Raw genomic sequence first — 17,606 nt, forward strand, 5'->3', positions numbered from 1 at the left:
GGTTTCTCGCGATTTCATGACGGGCCCCCAGCCAAGATTCACCGGACGCAAACGCAGGCTGAAAACCCACTGGAGTGTGCGGTTCTCAGACATCGTTTCCGAAGGGGTTATCACGGTCGGCGGGATCGGCACGATCGTGGCAGTCTGCCTGGTGGCGTTGGTTCTGGTGATGGAGGTGCTGCCTCTATTCCGCTCGGCGAAGGTGTCGGAGCTTAGCGTTCGCAAGACCTCCTGGCAGTCAGGCGAAGTAGTTCACTTCGAGGTGAACGAATACCAGACCATGGGCTGGCTGCTGACCCGCGACGGCACACTGCAAGTCGTTCGCCTGATTCCGCCGGACGCCAAAGGGACGGCGGAAAAAGACAAAGCGGTCACCTCGTTCGATGTCGTTCACGAGAAGAAGTTGATCGACGACGGCGAAATCTCCGCCATCTCGACTTCCACCGGCGAGACCGGGCTGGTCCTGGGGATGACGGACGGAACGATTCGCACGGCCGACCTCAGTTTTCAGACCCAGTTTATCGATCCGGTTGAAATCAAAGACTGGCTTCGCGAAACGCCTGCAGCCCAGCTTAACGAACCAGGCGACACGGCGATCTTGAAAGACCAGGTCGTGCAAATGACCTCGCAGGGACAGTACCGTGCCCAGAAGGTTCAAGCAACGCTGACCGATCCGGTGAAAGTCGCCGACGCACCGATCCGCTTGCTGGATCATCTGACCGAGTCGACTGGACGCGGTAGCCTCGGCGGGCGTTCGATTACCTTCGTCGCCCTCACCGAAGATGCCCAGCTCAAGCTTGGCAAGGTCAGCGAAAAGAAGAGCCTCTTGACCGGCAAAGCGAAGTGGCAGTCGTCGCTGTTCGACGTTCCCGAAAATGCGACCGGCAAGCCGCCGAAGTTTGTCCGCATCGATGGCCTGGGCAATCACGCCTACGCAATCGATTCGCAAGGGATGCTGACCCGGCTCGACATTCGAGACACGAAGAACATTCACGTTGCCGAGAACGTAGACCTGCTGCCAGGCTCCGATGCCACGGTGACCGCATGCGACTGGATCTTAGGGCGAGAGACGCTCTTCGTCGGCGACAGCAGCGGCAATGTCTCAGGCTGGTTTCCGATTCGCCTGGCCGACCGCACGGACGACGCGTTCGCCGACCGCGAAAGCAGCGATGGTTTTGCGTTGGTGCAGGCCCACCTGTTTCCGATCGGGCCTGGGGCGGTCTCGACATTCGATGCCTCGTCGCGAAGCCGGATGTTCCTCGTCGGTTACGACACGGGCGACTGCTCGCTCTATCACATGACCACCGAAAAGCATGTCGCCGACATTGCCATGGATAGCCCTGGCAAAGTAACGCTTGCCCAGATCGCACCACGTGACGATGGCCTTTTGATTGAAGCCGACGGCCAGTTCGCACACTTTGCACTTTCGCCCGGTGCCCCTGACATCACGCTCACTTCGCTCTTTTTCCCGGTCTGGTACGAAGGCTACGCCGAGCCGCTGAACATGTGGCAAAGTTCTTCGTCGAAGATCGAAGACGAACTGAAGTTCTCACTCTTTCCGCTCGTCTCCGGCACGTTCAAAGCGACGTTCTATTCGATGATGTTCGGAGCACCAATCGCCCTGTTGGCCGCAATCTATACCAGCGAATTCAGCACGCGTCGGACGCGGCTATTGGTAAAGCCGACCGTCGAGATGATGGCAAGCCTACCGAGTGTTGTACTTGGTTTCGTCGCGGCACTCGTGTTCGCGCCGATCGTCGAGCAGATCATACCGGCGTGCCTGGCCTCGATCTTCACGGTTCCATTTACGATCCTACTGGGGGCGTACCTATGGCAACTGCTGCCTCGGTGGTTCACGCTTCGTTTACAACCATTTCGGCTGTGGTTCTTGATGCCGGTGCTGATGCTGGGGATCTATCTGGCTTATCAACTTGGTCCGACGGTTGAAGGTTGGTTGTTCTTAGGGAACATCAAGTTCTGGCTCGTCCATCCTGACAAGGGCTCTGGTGTCGGCGGTTGGCTGATAATCCTGCTGCCATTCAGCGCGCTGGTGATGATGGTGATCGATGGCTATGGCATCAGCACTTATTGGCGAAATCGCATCGCGAAGATGCCCCGTCTTCCGTTCACGTTGCTTTCGGTTGCCAAGTTTTTGGGACTGACGCTCGGGACGCTGTTGTTGGCCGTGATGCTGGGCAGCCTGTTGGACCTGGCAGGCTGGGATCCCCGCGGCAGCTACATCGGTGAATACGACCAGCGGAACTCGTTGATCGTCGGCTTCGTGATGGGCTTCGCCGTGATTCCGATTATTTATACGATTGCCGACGACGCCCTTTCGACCGTTCCGGCTCACCTTCGTTCCGCGTCGCTCGGCTGCGGTGCGACGGCCTGGCAAACGACGCTGCGGATAGTGATTCCGACGGCGATGAGCGGTTTGTTCTCGGCCATGATGATCGGCCTGGGACGCGTCGCTGGCGAAACGATGATTGTCTTGATGGCTGGCGGCAACACGCCGATTGAAGACTGGAACATCTTCAATGGCTTCCGCACCTTAAGCACGAACATTGCGATCGAACTTCCCGAAGCGGTTCAAGGAAGTTCGCACTATCGCGTCTTGTTTCTGTCGGCATTGGTCTTGTTCCTGTTGACCTTCCTGATCAACACGGTGGCCGAGGTCGTACGCCTTTACTTCCGGAGGCGTGCGTACCAGCTATGAGCCAAGCTCGCGACAAACAAGAGAGCCCACCCCAAAAGTATCGCCGTACGGTGCGTCCTGGTTTGACCGTGCTGGCCCAGGGCGAACCGATGATCTGGCTTTCCGGCGGCGCGCTGACGCTGGCCTTGCTGATGATCTTCGGCCTTTTGGCGATGATCGTCTATCAAGGCATGTCGAGCTTCTGGCCTGGGCAGCTTTACGAGATCACCCTGCAAGATGGGACCGTCTTGCTGGGCGAACTGACCGACGAAGAAGACTACACGGTCGAATCGTCGAACACCGATAGCGAGCCGCAGACTTCGCATCGCCGCCAATACCGAACCGACAACTTCGAATTCCAGGGATCTGGCGGAACGTATCGCTGGATCACCGATGCGGAATTGAGCGACCAGCCCGCCACGCAGCCGGAATGGGCGATGCTGTTCGAGCGAACGAAGCTTGGCCGCTTCATCGGCTTTCCGGAACGGTTCGTGATCAATTATCCCCGTCCCATTTCGTCGGACGAAGAAGACCTGGCCAATATCCAAGACTTCTATCGCAACCAGAAGTCGCGGCTCGTTGCCCCTTCCGAAGCCAGCGAAGAAGAATTGAAAACCTGGAGCACCACGCTCGAGAGTCTCGACGGCGAGATCGCAGAAATCGGCGAGCAACTGGCCCACCTCGAAGCCGAAAATACCCAAGGCTTCGTCACACAAAAGCAGAGCGGGCAAAGTGGCTTGATTGGCGTGCTGGCGAGTGGCGAGACCGTTCAATTAAACGCCGTGGAAGATGGTCAGAATCTGACTGCCGTGCAAGAGATCTACGATGGTCCGGCGGAGACCTATGCGGCCTATCAGAAGCACCATGCCACGGCCCGGGAACGTGTCGAGGCGATCGATCGAATCGCGCGATATGAAGTGGGCGAAAGCAGTCGCCACCAGGAACAAGCTCGCTTGAAACTGCGCGACGAAGAGATTCAGCACGACGTTTTTGTCGAAGGGCTGGCAAACGAGATTTATAACCTGCGAATCGAACTGAAGCAGATTCAGGACGAAAAGCAAAAAGACATCCGCATCGTCCAACGCGCCGAACGCATCCTCGGCAAAGACTCGGCAATGGCCAAGCTGGGACCTGATCTGGTCGCTGCCCTCAATGCGGATCGAACCGTCCATCAAGAGCGGATTGAGTCGCGACTGGTCGAGATCGATGCCTTGCTTCGCGAAGTTCCCGATTCGGCCCGCCGCGCGGTCGATCATTATGTCGACGTCCGATTTGACGTTGATAACCAGATCGCGGCGATGCAAGATCGCATCAACGAAATCCAAAAGCAGAACGATCGCTATGGGCTGCATGCCAAGACCGCGGAAGGGACCGAGACCGTTTTGAAATTAGGCGACATCGTCCGGGCCTTCCCAGCCAATCAGCTCGATAACTGGGGCCGTCTGCAGGTTTACTTTGCCCGTTGGGGCGAATTTCTGCTGGCCGATCCACGGGAAGCGAACTCGGAAGGTGGCGTCTTTCCGGCGATCTGGGGTACCGTCGCGATGACGATGATCATGTCGCTGATCGTCGTTCCGTTCGGTGTGCTGGCGGCACTGTATCTTCGCGAATATGCCAAGAGCGGCCCGGTCGTCAGCATCATCCGCATCAGCATCAACAACCTGGCAGGCGTGCCGAGTATTGTGTTTGGTGTGTTTGGCTATGGCTTTTTGATCCTGGTCGTCGGGGCCTATATCGATGGCGGTCCGGCTAACGCCAACTTGCCAACGATGCCGAAGCTTTGGTGGTGGATTACCGCGACCGGCCTGGCGATGACCGCCTTCACGGCGTTCATCACGACGTCGTACTCGCTGAGTAGCCGCAAGGTATTGACCCGGGTGCGAACGCCTCATCTCGGGATCATCAGCCTGGTCCTGTGGATCGTTTCGACGATTGCTTTCGTCGCCTTGATCGCGTTCACGCCTGGTTTCCACGGCTTCTACCAGGCAGGTCTTCCGAACCCAACGTTCGGCAAAGGTGGTTTGCTATGGGCCAGTTTGACCTTGGCATTGTTAACGCTACCCGTCGTGATTGTCGCCACCGAAGAAGCCTTGGCCGCCGTACCGAATTCGCTGCGAGAAGGATCGTATGGCTGCGGTGCGAGCAAGTGGCAAACGATTCGTCGCATCGTGCTGCCGCACGCCTTGCCAGGCATCATGACCGGCATGATTCTGGCGATGGCACGCGGCGCGGGGGAAGTCGCTCCATTGATGCTGGTCGGAGTGTTGAAGCTGGCCCCAGAACTTCCGATCGATACGCAAGCACCTTTCGTCCATCTCGACCGCAGCTTTATGCACCTCGGGTTTCACATATTTGATCTCGGTTTCCAAAGCCCCAATAGCGAGGCGGCCAAACCGATGGTCTTCACGACGACTCTGTTGCTGATCGCCGTGATCGCCACCCTCAACCTGTTTGCGATCTGGCTGCGGGCTCGGCTCCGCAGGCGTTTCCAGTCAGGCCAGTTTTAATCGCCGCCCGCCTTCCCTTGTGAACACCAGAAGACGAACTCCATGAGCCAGATTTCTTCAGGATCTTCCGAAACAAGCCGCCTCGAGCTGATCGCCCAGGGGCAAGACTTCGCGCCGGTCGTCCACGATGCGGTCTATCGCGAAGAGAACGCGTTGGAGATCAAGAACTTCAACTTGTGGTATGGCGACAAGCAAGCCTTGTTCAACATCAACATGCCGATCCCTCGCGGTCAGGTCACCGCCTTGGTCGGGCCATCGGGCTGCGGCAAGTCGACCCTGCTGCGCTGCGTCAATCGCATGAACGACCTGATCGATACCGTGCGGATCCGTGGCGACATCTACCTCAACGGAAGCTCGATCTGCGATCCGGGCGTCGATGTCATCGAACTCCGCAAGCGAATGGGAATGGTTTTTCAAAAACCTAACCCTTTCCCCATGAGTATCTTCGAGAACGTGGTTTACCCTCTGCGGATTGACGGCGAGCGAAGCCGCAGCGTGCTGGAAGGCGTTTGCGAACACAGCCTGAAAGGTGCCGCGATCTGGAGCGAGGTGAAAGATCGTTTGCACGAAAGTGGCCTGAGCCTCTCCGGCGGTCAGCAGCAACGTTTGTGCATTGCCAGGGCGATCGCCAGCGAACCAGAAGTGCTGCTGCTGGACGAACCCTGTTCGGCACTCGATCCGATCGCCACCGGCAAGATCGAAGACTTGATCCGCGAGCTGCGCGGCGAGTATTCCATCTTGATCGTGACCCACAACATGCAACAGGCATCGCGAATCAGCGATTACACCGCGTTCATGTACCTGGGCCGGTTAGTCGAGTATGGCCCGACCGTCGACATTTTCACCAAGCCAAAGCTGTCTGAAACCAACGCCTATGTAACCGGTCGATTCGGTTAATCGTATCGTTCTCCCCTTCGCGAAAGGACGCCGACCATGCTGCCTCGTTTGCCAGTTCTTACCGGACTGATCACGCTGCTTGTCGCTTTCGGTATGCAGGAAGCCATGCCACGGACTGCCGGTGCGGAAGACGCCGCCGTTCGATCGACCGAGCACCAGCAGTTCGCCGAAGACTTCTGGAACTACCTTAGCGACCGCCTTCCCGAGTGGCAGACGGTCGAGGCGATTCCCGCGTCGGCCCCGACGCCCGAGGCAGGCAGCGAGGGGGTCATTTCGTTGAACTCGATCGCAAGCCGAGATCCCAGCAAACTGAACTTCGGTTCGATCGTGGTGGTCCAGCATCAGCGCGACGGCAATCCTTTCGCAACAAGCGTGCTCTATCGCAGCCGCCCCGGCGTGAACCCGAAACGTGACGATTGGTACGAACTGTACTACCTGGCGGATGGTACCCTGGTGAAGTCTTCGGGCGACCACGCTTCATTCAACCGAGTCGGCTTCTTCACGAAGCTGATCGATGGCCGCTTGTGGGTGCTTTCGCTCGATAGTCCCGACGTTGCCAAGCTGGTGCACGGAGAAGGTCCCGAGAAACATATCACGCTGCCCGGCGCCGGTCCCGACCGCAAGACGTTGAAGTCAGACAGCCGCGAGACCGCGATTGGTTACCTGTTTACCAAGCCTGGCTTTGTCACGCGCTTTGAAGATGGCCGAGCGTGGGTCTTCGCCCAGGGAAGCGACGCCGCCAACGCGTTGCCGGAAAAAGGCTTTCCGGAAAAGCATGTCACCCGGATCGGAGCTGGCCCGCTCCGTACCACGATCAAGGCCCCCGATGCCGGAACGATCGATTCGTTCCTCGGCGTCCCTAAGCAGTAACGGCCACGCGAAGATTGGAAAGACCGCTCGAATGACACGTCATTGGATTCGCCAGATCGAAGGTATCCGCTCTCACTTGTTGAGCATGGGAACCCATGCCGAAACGCAAGTTAAAGAGGCGACGCTGGCCCTGTTAGATCTCGACCGAGACCGCGCGATCGAGGTGATCGCCAACGACGATGAACTCGACGACATGGACGTGGGACTCGAAGAAGAGTGCCTGCATTCGATCGCCTTGTTTCAGCCGGTCGCCTCGGACTTGCGATTGATTGTGTCGTCGATGTCGGTCGGGCACGAACTGGAACGAATCGGCGATCTGGCCGTGAACATTGCCGAATGCGTCAATCGCTTACGAGACAGCGGCGTCACACTGCAGCAGATGGTGTTGCCAGAGTGCTTGAAGTTAGCCAGCCAGAAAGCGATGGAGATGCTGCGAGACAGCCTCGACGCCTTTATCACTCAAGACACCGACATTTGCCGCCGCTTGATTCGCCAAGACCGCGAGCTCGATCGATTGCATCGCGAGATCTTTCAGTGGTTGAAAGAAGGCATTCAAGCGAGGCCGACCGAGATCGACTGGATGATCGAGATCACCGGCGTCTCGAAACATATCGAACGGATCGCCGACCATGTGACGAACATCGCCGAGATCGTCATCTATTGGGTCGAAGGTGAAATCGTTCGGCACCGCGAATTACGAGACAGTCCCGAGGGAAGCTCTTCGTGAGATTTCCCTTAACGCCTTCAGGAAAGGACACCCCCGGCAAAAAGGCTTCCGAGTTCCCTTTACCCTAGCGTGATGACAAATTGTGGCCCAGCGAAGTATCTTGATTATCGAGAAAGCCGGCGGCCCGTTATACACGGTCGCCCAGAACCTGCAGCAGACCGGCTGCATGGTCTATCATGCCGCAGGCATGCGCGATGGTTTGCAGCAGGCGATGGAGTACGTTCCTGACGTGGTCGTCTTGTCGCGCACCTTGCCCGAGAACGACACCCTCGATTTGTGCCGTTCGCTAATGCGAAATCTGGGAGACGAAACCACGCCGGCGATTCTGATCGCGCCGACCGGTTCCAGCTTGACTGATATCGATGACCCAACGCATGACTCGAAGCTGGCCGAATCGCTGGCCCTCGACCTGCTGGCCCAGTCGGTCAAGACGCTCACCTATCGAGCCCGGCAAACGGTCGACACCCAGGCCGTGCTCGAATGCCACGGGGTCCGGCTCGACCCTCGCTTTGCCCTGGTTGAACTGGATGGGCAACGACTCGATCTGACGCCGACCGAGTACCGACTGCTGCAGGCCCTGCTATCGCGGCCAGGGCATGTCTTAACGCGAGCCCAACTGGAAGAGGCGGCCGGGCTGCCTCACAAGGACAAAGAGACCGAAACCGAGTCCGACCAGGCCAGCCGCACCCGGCGGATCGACGTGCACGTCAAATCGATCCGTGGAAAGCTCGACCGCAAAGGCATCCTGATCGAAACGGTCCGTGGTGTGGGTTACCGATTCCGCGAACCCGCGTGGAATATAAACTCTTTCCTATAATAGCTTTACGACAACAACCACCGGCCCGAGGCAGGCTAGTACCTCGCTCGGGTTTTTGTTCAAAAGTCTGTATTCGATACTTGAACGTGAACGAGCGATTAAGGTATCGTTAATCGGAAATGGTGAAGCTTGCCCTGATCCTTAACGCAGGGACAATCAAGTTCGCCAAGGATGCCGTGCTAGCAAGTACGGTCGGCAATCGAAGCCGATCGGAAAGGATTCCTTCCCAAGACAGGAAAGCACGGCAGATTCGCGTGCTAATCAGGCGTCATTGAAGACCCTGCGACATGGAACGGATTTCCTTCCCATGATGTTCTTCGATCGAATTGTCGATATGAAGAAGGAAGGAAGATGGAAATCATGGTCGGTTTGAAAGTGAATAGTGGTTTGAGCGGAACAACCCTGTGGGAACGTCGAGAGCTTCTACGAAGCCAGGAAAACGTTCACTTCGTCGATCCTGAGCAGTTCTGTGCCTTGGCGGTCTCTTGCCGCAGAATTACCCGCGCCGACCAGTCTGCTGCCGGCTTGAAGGGTCTGTATACGGAGGACGAAGGAAAGACCTACTTCGTCGAAGAAGAACTGCTCGATCGCTATCGCGAAGGCGCGAAGACTCCGGTTCCGTCGCTGGAACTGGTCTAGGCTCGCCACGCAAAACAAAACACGCAAACATCGCGGTCCAATCACCGCGATGTTTTTTAATGCGCTGAGATCGCTTGAGATCTCGATCTTCTGCCCGACAGCCTGGCCCATTTGTGGGCGAGGCCATCTTCTGGAAGCCGACGCTTCTTACGGGTTGTCGGCTTCGGCGTCAGTTTCGTCGAAGTGTGCTTCGGGAGCGTGCGATCCACGCGGGATACGAACACTATCGACAAGTTCTTGAACGTCCTTCGGGGGCGGAGGCGTCAGTCGACTGATGACAAGTGCCACGGCGAAGTTCAACAGTAAGCCAATCGCACCGACACCTTCGGGCCGCAAGCCGTTCGGAATCCACGAGCTTCCCTCGAACCATGGCGACATGAGCGGCTCTGCAAAGCCGAGCACGCGGTCAGAGCGGCACGCGATGATGTAGAAGGCGGTGAACAGAATACCGGTCAACATGCCGGCGGTGGCCCCCTGACGATTCATTCGCTTGTCGAAGATCCCCAGGAAGATGATCGGGAAAAAGCTGGCAGCCGCTAACCCGAAGGCAAACGCGACCACCTCGCCAATAAACCCAGGCGGAGAGATACCAAAGTAACCTGCCACCAGGATCGCCCCGATGATCATGATACGAGCGATGAACAAACGTCGCGGTTCGGACGCCTCTGGCTCGATAAAGTGAACGTACAAGTCGTGAGCCATCGAGCTTGAAATCACCAGCAACAAACCGGCTGCCGTGCTTAAGGCGGCGGCCAGACCACCGGTCGCGACGATGGCGATCACCCACGGAGAAAGCTGAGCGATCTCAGGCGTCGCCAGCACCAGGATGTCTTTGTCGATCTTCACTTCGTCGAAGTTGCCATCGACGTTTCGCAGCGACAGGATGCCGTCTTTGTTCTTATCGTCGATCGTGATCAGGCCAGTCTTCTGCCAGGTTTCGACCCACTGGACCGGGACTTCCTTGCCATCTTTCTCGACCCGATAGACCGGCACGTATTCTTTGTCGTCCCCTTCGTCCTTGGTGACCTGGCCGATGTGAGCACCTTCCAGCGTCTGCAAGATCGTGTAACGAGCGAACATCGCTAGAACCGGAGCCGACGTATACAGCAAGCAGATAAACAGCAACGCCCAGAACGCGCTGTAGCGAGCCGCACGCACGTTGGCCACCGTATAGAACCGCACAATCACGTGAGGCAGACCAGCGGTACCAGCCATCAGCGCGAGCATGATGAAGAAGACGTTCGCCATATCGTAATTGGTGAACGGCTGCGTATACGAAGCGAAGCCGAGGTCTTCCTGAATGTGGTTGACCTTCTCGCTGATGTCGCCAGTAACGAAACCGACCTGCGGAATCCAACTATCGGTAAGCATGCTCGACAGAGCGACCGTCGGAATCAAGAACGCCGCGATCAGCACGAAGAACTGCACCACCTGGGTCCAGGTAATCCCCTTCATACCACCTAGCACGGCGAACACGCCGACGATGATCATCCCCAGCACGACTCCCTGCCAGGTTTCCACTTCCAGGAAGCGGGCAAACACGATCCCGACGCCACGCATCTGACCAGCGACGTAGGTAATTGAAATGAAGACTGCACATACGGCCGCGACGATTCGAGCCGTTTCGCTGTAATAGCGTTTCGCCACGAAGTCAGGCACCGTGTACTGACCGAACTTTCGCAGATACGGAGCCAACAGCATCGCCAGCAACACGTAACCACCGGTCCAACCCAGCAGAAATACCGAGCCATCCGAGCCGAGGCCGCTGATCAAACCCGCCATGCTGATAAACGATGCGGCGCTCATCCAGTCGGCGGCGGTCGCGGCACCGTTGGCGATGGCCGGGACCCCTTGGCCGGCGACGTAGAACTCGCCGGACTCGGTCACGCGGCTACGCCACCCGATGTACAGGTAGATCATGAACGTGATCGTGACGAAGGTAAACGTCCACGCACGCGTCGCCGTCAACGCCGTTCCCAACAAGGGAAGCATTTCCATAAATTCCATGGACTACTCCTTCACGTCATGTTTGCGGTCGAGGTAGTCCATCACCAGGGCGTAGACCAGGATCAAGATCAAGAAGACGTACATCGCTCCCTGCTGGGCGAACCAGAAGCCGAGCGGTAAGTTTCCGATCTTGAATTGATTCAGCCACTGGATAAAGAAGACCGAGCAGCCGAAGGCTACGAAGGCCCAGATCGACAGCAGCACGCCGATCACCATCAGGTTTTGACGCCAATAGGCGACCTTAGGCTCGGGAGGTTGCGAAGGAGGGGTCGAAGACATGCGGGATTTCCAGGGGCTTTTTTTCGAAAGAAAAAGAAAAGTTGCCGCTAGGAAAATCAATTCCGCTGCGTCTGTCAACTAGACGCGTTCTAAAGAAGCACCCTATAAAGGGGGTGAAGAGCTGCAAATCGGTACGATCCGGGGAAAGCTTTTGTGCTTTGGTGTCCTTTCCCGATACGATCCGAGTGCAGCTAATTCCGCTCCAAGGTTACTTGACCAATCATGGCCCATGTCGCCAGAAATGCGACGCCTAACCAAGCGTGGAGTAATTCGACAGGCATTTGCTACGTTCCCAACATATGTGGTTTCGCTTGCCCATCCATGAGTCACTTCACCCATCCGTGGCTACAAACAAGTATCGACGCATGTGGTCATTCTTTTTTCACATTTCGTCGTCCCTCGGATTTAAAGGATTAAACCCTACGTACGACCCCAACCGAGTCGGCGACAGACATGACATGGTTTGCCCCACCGCGCGCAGGCTATGCCGATCGTAGCGGTTACAACACCCCGAACTCGTTCGATCAGGGGAAAGGCACCGCCAAACGGCACCTACGCAGGCATCAAGATCTCGCCGCGTCCCATTTGGGCCAGATCGCCATGGAACAGATCGTACGCGGCTCCCTTCGAGACCAACCGAGCCGCCTCAGGCACCTCCAACCGCGTGAACTCGCGCTGCAGCAGTGGAATCATCGTCGGTTGAAACCGGCAGCCATGTGTGAACCCCGGCAGCAGTTCGCCAGCCTGGTTCTGGCCGAGAACGATCGTGCCACGTCGCATCGAAAGACCGACCGACTGGCCTGCTTCGCCGCCGACGATAATCGTGCCAGCCAGCATTTCGTAACCGAGGTAATCGCCGCAGTCGTTCACCACGGCGATCGTTCCGCGCCGCATCCGATGTCCGACTTCGTTGCCGGCCGTGCCCAAGATGAACAGACTTCCGCCTGCCATGCCTCGCTTTTCACCCGGTAGTGGACAGCCGACGCGGTCGCCGACGTTTCCGAGAACCTTGACGAAGCCCCCCTTCATGCCTTCCGCCAGGTTGTTGCCGACGCGGCCATGAATGTACAGCGATCCGCCCGTCATCGATTGCCCGGCGTGGTTTCCGACCGGACCTTGCACGAACAACGAGTCCGCCTCGAGCCCGGCCCCGACGTTGTCCGCCTTCGACAAGTCGCCAATGATTCGCAGCGTATCAGGCCGACGCCCTCCCGCTTCGATATCGAACAACTCGCCGAGTTGCACCTGGTGTTTGCCCTGCCAAACCGTCACGCGCGAAGCTTCGTCGGCCGACATCGGCAACAGCCGCGACGGCAAAACGCCTCGTAGATCGAGAGAGACCGTGATATCGTGACGTAGTCGGAGCTTCATCGCACAAACCAACCGGTGAGCAGTAAAAAGAAGACCCCTTCAATATAACCGACCCGGAAATCGACATCATGACCACAGTGCCCCTTTCCAAACGAGCCGCGTTGATTGTTTGCGGTGGTCGCAGTCGCCGCATGGGGCAATCGAAGCCGCACCTTCCTTTCGGCGACGAAACGATGCTGGAACGTGTCGTTCGAATCGTTTCGCCGGCGGTGTCGGATGTCATCTTGCTGACCGCCAAAGAACAGACACTGCCGGAAGTCCCTTACGACGTAACCATGCTGCCTGATCGCGTGGAAGACCAAGGCCCCGCGGCGGCGATCTATGAAGGCCTGAAGTATGTGACCGGCTGGTCCGAGGCCGCGATCGTGCTGGGATGCGATCTGCCGTTGGTCTCGGAAGTTCAAATCGAGCTTTTGTTTGCTCGCTTACGTTTTCACGATGCCGTGATCCCTCGTTACGAGGGTTTTCCCCAACCTTTGGCCGCCGTATATGCCAACAGCGCGATGGAGAAATTCGAGGAAGTTCTGTTTTCAGGTAACCAGAAGCTGCTCGACTGCATCGAAATGCTCGATACGTGTTGGGTCACGCCGGAAGAGATCGCGCGCGTCGATCCCCATCAAGGCTTGCTCAAGAATGTGAACACGCCCGAAGCGTATCGCGAGGCATTACAATTGGCTGGGCTGGCACATCCGCTTGATTCCTAGCCGGCAAGGCAATTGCCGTTACCCCACACAACAACCTGACAACTCAACTCTTTCTGCTATTGGAATGATCGAATGGCTGACGCAGCTCAATGGGAACTGACCAAGCAACGGATCGCCTTCACCGACCATATGATTCGCGAATTCATCGAAGGCCTGGAACCAGAGTTGTGGTTCCGCATGCCTCAGGAAGGCGTGACCCACATTGCCTGGCAGGTCGGGCACATCACCATCGCTACCTATGGCCTGGGTATGCTGCGGATTCGAGGCAAGCGAGCGGATGACGCCGCCCTGATGCCGGAAAGCTATTCGGCCCACTTTGGCCGTGGCAGCGTTCCCTCGACCGACCAAACGATCTACCCGTCGGTGGAACGCATGGTCGAGATCTACAAGAAGGTGCACGACGCGTTGAAGGAAGAGATGGAAACCTACACGCTCGATCAGCTCGACGAGCCTAGCCTGCCCGATCATCCGCTGTTCAAGACCAAGTTCGACACGCTCATTTTCTTGCCGTATCACGCGATGATGCACATGGGGCAGATGGGTCTGCTGCGTCGCCTGGCAGGCAAAGATCCCCTGCGTTAAGCCGAATCCATCAACCAATCCTAATGAAGCACCCGTCGTCGAAATCCCCGATGGCGAGTGCTTTGTTCGTTTCTTGATCCGATTCCGAGCGTGCGCCACCCACATATTTCCAATAATCGCTTGAATTTACGTAACAAACTTCATCGACGATTGTGCGGAAAATCGAATTCAAAGGTTTGAACTTGGAGAAGCAACCGCTTATCATGATGGTCCTATTCGGGGGGGAGGCAACGCCTCTTCCCTGCCTACTTAACCATCTATCTTTTTGCGTGTGACCTTCCCGATCGGCCCTGGGCAAGAATCGATGGAAACGTCCTGAGCCTGGGAACACTTCGTGATTGAAGTAGTGAACCTCGTCAAAACCTTCGGCAGCAACACGGCGCTGCAAGGAATCAACTTTACGGTTCGCCCCGGCGAAGCCACTGGTTGCCTGGGGCCCAACGGAGCTGGCAAGTCGACGACGTTGAAGATTCTCGCAGGCCTGGTGCGTCCCACCTCGGGCGAAGTCCGCATCTGCGGCCACGACCTGTTGACTGAACCGCTGGAAGTGAAACGCCGCATCGGATACGTGCCAGAGACCGCGGCGATGTACTCCGGGCTGACCGCCAACGAATACCTTTCGCTGGTCGCCGAGTTGTATCACATCGATCGCGAGCAAGCCGCCGACAAAATTCGTACGCTGCTGGAAGGCTTCCAACTGACCGAAGCCGCCGATCGACAGATCGATGCCCTCTCGAAAGGAATGCGGCAGAAGGTTCTCATCAGCAGCGCACTGCTGCACGACCCCGATGTCTTGATCTTCGACGAACCGCTCAATGGCCTCGACGTAAATGCCGCGCTGACGTTTCGCCGGCTGGTCGAAGGCCTGATCGATCAAGGCAAAACGGTCCTCTACTGTTCGCACATTCTGGATGTCGTCGAACGGCTCTGCAGCCGCGTGATCGTGCTGCATCATGGACAGATCGTGGCGGATGACCAGACGAAAACGCTTCTCTCGAGCACGCCGAAAGGTTCGCTCGAAGCGGTCTTCCAGGAGCTGACCCGACTGTCGCCCGAGATCGAACGCGATGCCGCGATGGTCAGTGGCCAGTCGCCGATTGGCAATCCTCCTTCGTCACTGCCACGGAGGAATGGTTAATGATTGGCTGGCTGGCCAGTTTGCTCACGGCCCAGGGAATCGATGCGCGGCAGTTCTTCGCGCTCACGAAAGCGTTCCTGCTTTCTGACCTGCGCGGCATGCACTACACCAAAGCGACCGGCACCAAGCCGTCGCACGTGGTGAGCCCTTTGTTTTGGGTGGTTGGTCAGTGCCTGACGTTGTCGGCAATTGCCAGCCTCGTGCTGTTCATGCGGGTCGAGGTCTTCTTCTTTTCGTTCGTGAATCTCTCGCTGGCGGTCGTGGTGATTGCCACGACGGTACTCGTCGAATTTCAAGAAGTGGTGCTGAATCCGAAAGACCTGATGATCCTCGGACCACGTCCGATCTCGCCACGCACCTACACCGCCGCACGCTTTGCCAATCTGCTGTTGTACGTCGCGATGATGTTCCTGGCACTCACCATTCAGCCAGCGATCGTCGGCATCGGCCTTCGCGACACCGGTCCCTGGTTCGCGCCTGCTTACCTGCTCGCTTCGTTCACCGGCTGCAGCGTGATGGTATGCGTGGTGATTCTTGGCCTGTCAGCGCTTGGCAATTCCGAGACGCTGGAAGGTTGGAAGACCGTCCTGGCCTGGACGCAAATCATCTTGATCCTGGTCGCCGGGTATGGCGCTCAGATGATGTTTCGCGACAAACAATCGCAACTGGAAGTCTGGGGAGCGTTCCCGCCAGAATGGATCGAATATTTGCCGACAACCTGGCTGGCCCGCTTCGTCGAACAAGCCTCCATCACGCCCAGCTTTTCGACGCTAACCATTGGCGGACTGATGTTGTTGTTCACGGCGGTTTGCCTGGCGGTCACGGTTCGCTGCGTCGCTTTCCTCTACAAGTCGATGCAGCCGCTGACCGTTCAGATTCGCCATCGTCCGATGAAGCCTGGCACGCTGGGTGGCCTCGCGTTTGGAGCCGGCCATCCGCTGGCTCGCGGCCCAGAGCAGCGCGTCGGCTTCTGGCTCTGCGGCAAGCTGTTGTGGCGGGATGGTAACCTGCGAATGCGAAGCTTGTTGCCGTTCAGCATGCCCTTGGCCGCCGTCGGTTTGGCGATCGCGACCGGACAGTTCGCCAACCCGATGACCAATCACGATCCCGCCCAGGTCACCTTGCCGATCTTGGCCGTTTACCTGATTGCGTTGAGCGTTCCGCATTTGATTTACAACCTCACCTTCAATGACGATCACGACGCTGCGTGGCTGCTGCGATGTGCGCCACTTCGCCAGCCGATCGGCTTGGGGTTGGGAGTCGCGAAAGCGGTCATGTTCTGGATCATCACCCCGACCTGCGTCGCCTTCGCCGGCGTCGCGCTGTGGCAATGGGGCGATCCTGCGGCGGCGCTGCTTCATGCTTCGCTGGCGTGGCTTTTGTCTTGGGTGATGGCGCTCGCGGCGCTATGGCTGGCCGTGCCAGACCTACCCTTTTCCAGGGCCCCTGACCGTGGCGGTTCGACCGGGCCGGTACTGGTCACCGCGGCCTTATCAGGCCTGGCGATGCAGTGGGGAGCGTTGCACTACTTCTTTGCCGCTTCGATCTTCTTTTGGATCGTCAGCTTCGTGGTAGCGCTGCTGCTGATGATCCCGCTGCTGAAGAAAGCCGACCATCGCTTCCGCAAACTGGCAGGAGGCATGGCGTGAAGATCTCGAAAGCTGAACTTCGCTCGGCCAAAATCCAAGGCCTGATGCTGATTGGCGTGCTGCTAGGTGCGATCGGTTTGGCCGTCGTCTCGCTGTGCGTTCGCGAACTGTTCTTCGAGAAGTACGTCCGCGAGAAGTTTCCAGAGATCACCGAAAAAGTCACCAGACGAGCCCAGTTCCTGGTCGAGACCAATCCCGCCAACAATCCCAATCCGGTCGAGTCGACCGAAGAGGAATGGTTGTACGCGGCATGGATTCAAGACGAACAACTCGATCCCCAGGGAAGCCTGGCTCAGCAATTATTTGAACTTGCCCCCGAACACATGCTCGATCGCTGCTGTCGAACCCTGGTGGTCGGCAATATCGAGCAACGCCAGCGAGCGCTGCAGCTGTTAAGCTTTGCACCGCCGCAGGATCATGTCGACGAAATTCGTCGGCTGGCAACCTATGCCCGCGAGAAGTCTTCTCGCCGGGAAGAAGCTGCCTTGGTAACCGCGGCAGATGGGCTGTTGGCCCGTTTGCCCCAGGGAAAGAATCCCTGAGGACTTCCTTTTAACTCGTTAACAACGAACTTCGGCAAATGAAAAAGGAAACACATCATGAGTGATGATGGCGACGGCGGAATCATGGGTTGGGTGATCTTCATCCTGATCTTTGGGGTTGGCAACTTGATCCTGTACATGACGACCGGGATCTTCTTCATTCCAATTCCACGACGATAGAG

Annotated in this window: 16 protein-coding genes; 13 read left to right on the forward strand and 3 right to left on the reverse strand. The window is 57.5% G+C overall.

Annotated elements, in window-relative coordinates; genetic code table 11:
• Nucleotides 1-16 precede the first annotated feature (16 nt).
• The 7 genes from ABD890_RS09660 (at nt 17) to ABD890_RS09690 (ending at nt 9,152) form a co-directional block, all read left to right on the forward strand.
• Nucleotides 17-2,716, forward strand: coding sequence for a hypothetical protein (locus ABD890_RS09660; RefSeq protein ID WP_345088263.1), 2,700 nt, complete (start codon nt 17-19; stop codon nt 2,714-2,716).
• A complete protein-coding gene (locus ABD890_RS09665; protein ID WP_345088265.1) occupies nt 2,713-5,202 on the forward strand; it encodes a phosphate ABC transporter permease PstA in 2,490 nt (829 codons plus the stop codon). The genes ABD890_RS09660 and ABD890_RS09665 overlap by 4 nt, the downstream gene beginning before the upstream one ends.
• A 42-nt stretch (nt 5,203-5,244) precedes the next feature.
• The gene (gene pstB, locus ABD890_RS09670) at nt 5,245-6,099 is read left to right on the forward strand and encodes a phosphate ABC transporter ATP-binding protein PstB (RefSeq protein WP_345088267.1); all 855 of its coding nucleotides are present in this window, start codon (nt 5,245-5,247) and stop codon (nt 6,097-6,099) included.
• 36 nt (nt 6,100-6,135) lie between these two features.
• Nucleotides 6,136-6,969: a hypothetical protein gene (locus ABD890_RS09675; RefSeq protein WP_345088269.1), complete on the forward strand. Its 834-nt coding sequence runs from the start codon at nt 6,136-6,138 to the stop codon at nt 6,967-6,969.
• A gap of 31 nt (nt 6,970-7,000) precedes the next feature.
• Entirely contained in the window at nt 7,001-7,696 is a 696-nt protein-coding gene (gene phoU, locus ABD890_RS09680; protein WP_345088271.1) for a phosphate signaling complex protein PhoU, read from the forward strand.
• A 100-nt stretch (nt 7,697-7,796) separates the two neighbouring features.
• A complete protein-coding gene (locus tag ABD890_RS09685) occupies nt 7,797-8,513 on the forward strand; it encodes a winged helix-turn-helix transcriptional regulator (RefSeq protein ID WP_345088273.1) in 717 nt (238 codons plus the stop codon).
• Nucleotides 8,514-8,864: 351 nt separating this feature from the next.
• Nucleotides 8,865-9,152 (forward strand): hypothetical protein, encoded by a 288-nt coding sequence (locus tag ABD890_RS09690; protein WP_345088275.1) that lies wholly within the window; start codon nt 8,865-8,867, stop codon nt 9,150-9,152.
• 147 nt (nt 9,153-9,299) lie between these two features.
• Here the strand turns inward: ABD890_RS09690 and ABD890_RS09695 are convergent, their stop codons facing one another.
• The 3 genes from ABD890_RS09695 to ABD890_RS09705 all read right to left on the reverse strand — a co-directional run bounded on the left by ABD890_RS09695 (nt 9,300) and on the right by ABD890_RS09705 (nt 12,809).
• Nucleotides 9,300-11,159, reverse strand: a complete 1,860-nt coding sequence (locus ABD890_RS09695; protein ID WP_345088277.1) for a sodium:solute symporter family protein — start codon at nt 11,157-11,159, stop codon at nt 9,300-9,302.
• A 3-nt stretch (nt 11,160-11,162) separates the two neighbouring features.
• The gene (locus ABD890_RS09700; RefSeq protein WP_345088279.1) at nt 11,163-11,438 is read right to left on the reverse strand and encodes a DUF4212 domain-containing protein; all 276 of its coding nucleotides are present in this window, start codon (nt 11,436-11,438) and stop codon (nt 11,163-11,165) included.
• A gap of 552 nt (nt 11,439-11,990) precedes the next feature.
• A complete protein-coding gene (locus ABD890_RS09705; RefSeq protein WP_345088281.1) occupies nt 11,991-12,809 on the reverse strand; it encodes a formylmethanofuran dehydrogenase subunit C in 819 nt (272 codons plus the stop codon).
• Nucleotides 12,810-12,877: 68 nt separating this feature from the next.
• Between ABD890_RS09705 and mobA the strand changes: the two genes are divergently transcribed.
• The 6 genes from mobA (at nt 12,878) to ABD890_RS09735 (ending at nt 17,604) form a co-directional block, all read left to right on the forward strand.
• Nucleotides 12,878-13,513: a molybdenum cofactor guanylyltransferase gene (mobA, locus tag ABD890_RS09710; RefSeq protein WP_345088283.1), complete on the forward strand. Its 636-nt coding sequence runs from the start codon at nt 12,878-12,880 to the stop codon at nt 13,511-13,513.
• Nucleotides 13,514-13,585: 72 nt separating this feature from the next.
• On the forward strand, nt 13,586-14,095 hold the full coding sequence (locus tag ABD890_RS09715; protein WP_345088285.1) for a DinB family protein: 510 nt from the start codon (nt 13,586-13,588) through the stop codon (nt 14,093-14,095).
• Between the two features lie 334 nt (nt 14,096-14,429).
• Entirely contained in the window at nt 14,430-15,233 is an 804-nt protein-coding gene (locus ABD890_RS09720) for an ABC transporter ATP-binding protein (protein WP_345088287.1), read from the forward strand.
• A complete protein-coding gene (locus ABD890_RS09725; protein ID WP_345088289.1) occupies nt 15,233-16,882 on the forward strand; it encodes a hypothetical protein in 1,650 nt (549 codons plus the stop codon). Before ABD890_RS09720 ends, ABD890_RS09725 begins: the two co-directional genes overlap by 1 nt.
• Nucleotides 16,879-17,424: a hypothetical protein gene (locus ABD890_RS09730; protein WP_345088291.1), complete on the forward strand. Its 546-nt coding sequence runs from the start codon at nt 16,879-16,881 to the stop codon at nt 17,422-17,424. Before ABD890_RS09725 ends, ABD890_RS09730 begins: the two co-directional genes overlap by 4 nt.
• 57 nt (nt 17,425-17,481) lie before the next feature.
• Nucleotides 17,482-17,604 carry a hypothetical protein gene (locus ABD890_RS09735; RefSeq protein ID WP_345088293.1) on the forward strand — a complete coding sequence of 41 codons (123 nt, stop codon included), beginning with the start codon at nt 17,482-17,484 and terminating at the stop codon, nt 17,602-17,604.
• The last annotated feature ends 2 nt before the right edge of the window (nt 17,605-17,606 follow it).

This window comes from Bremerella cremea (assembly GCF_039541315.1).
In the GTDB taxonomy this organism is placed as follows: Bacteria; Planctomycetota; Planctomycetia; order Pirellulales; family Pirellulaceae; genus Bremerella; species Bremerella cremea.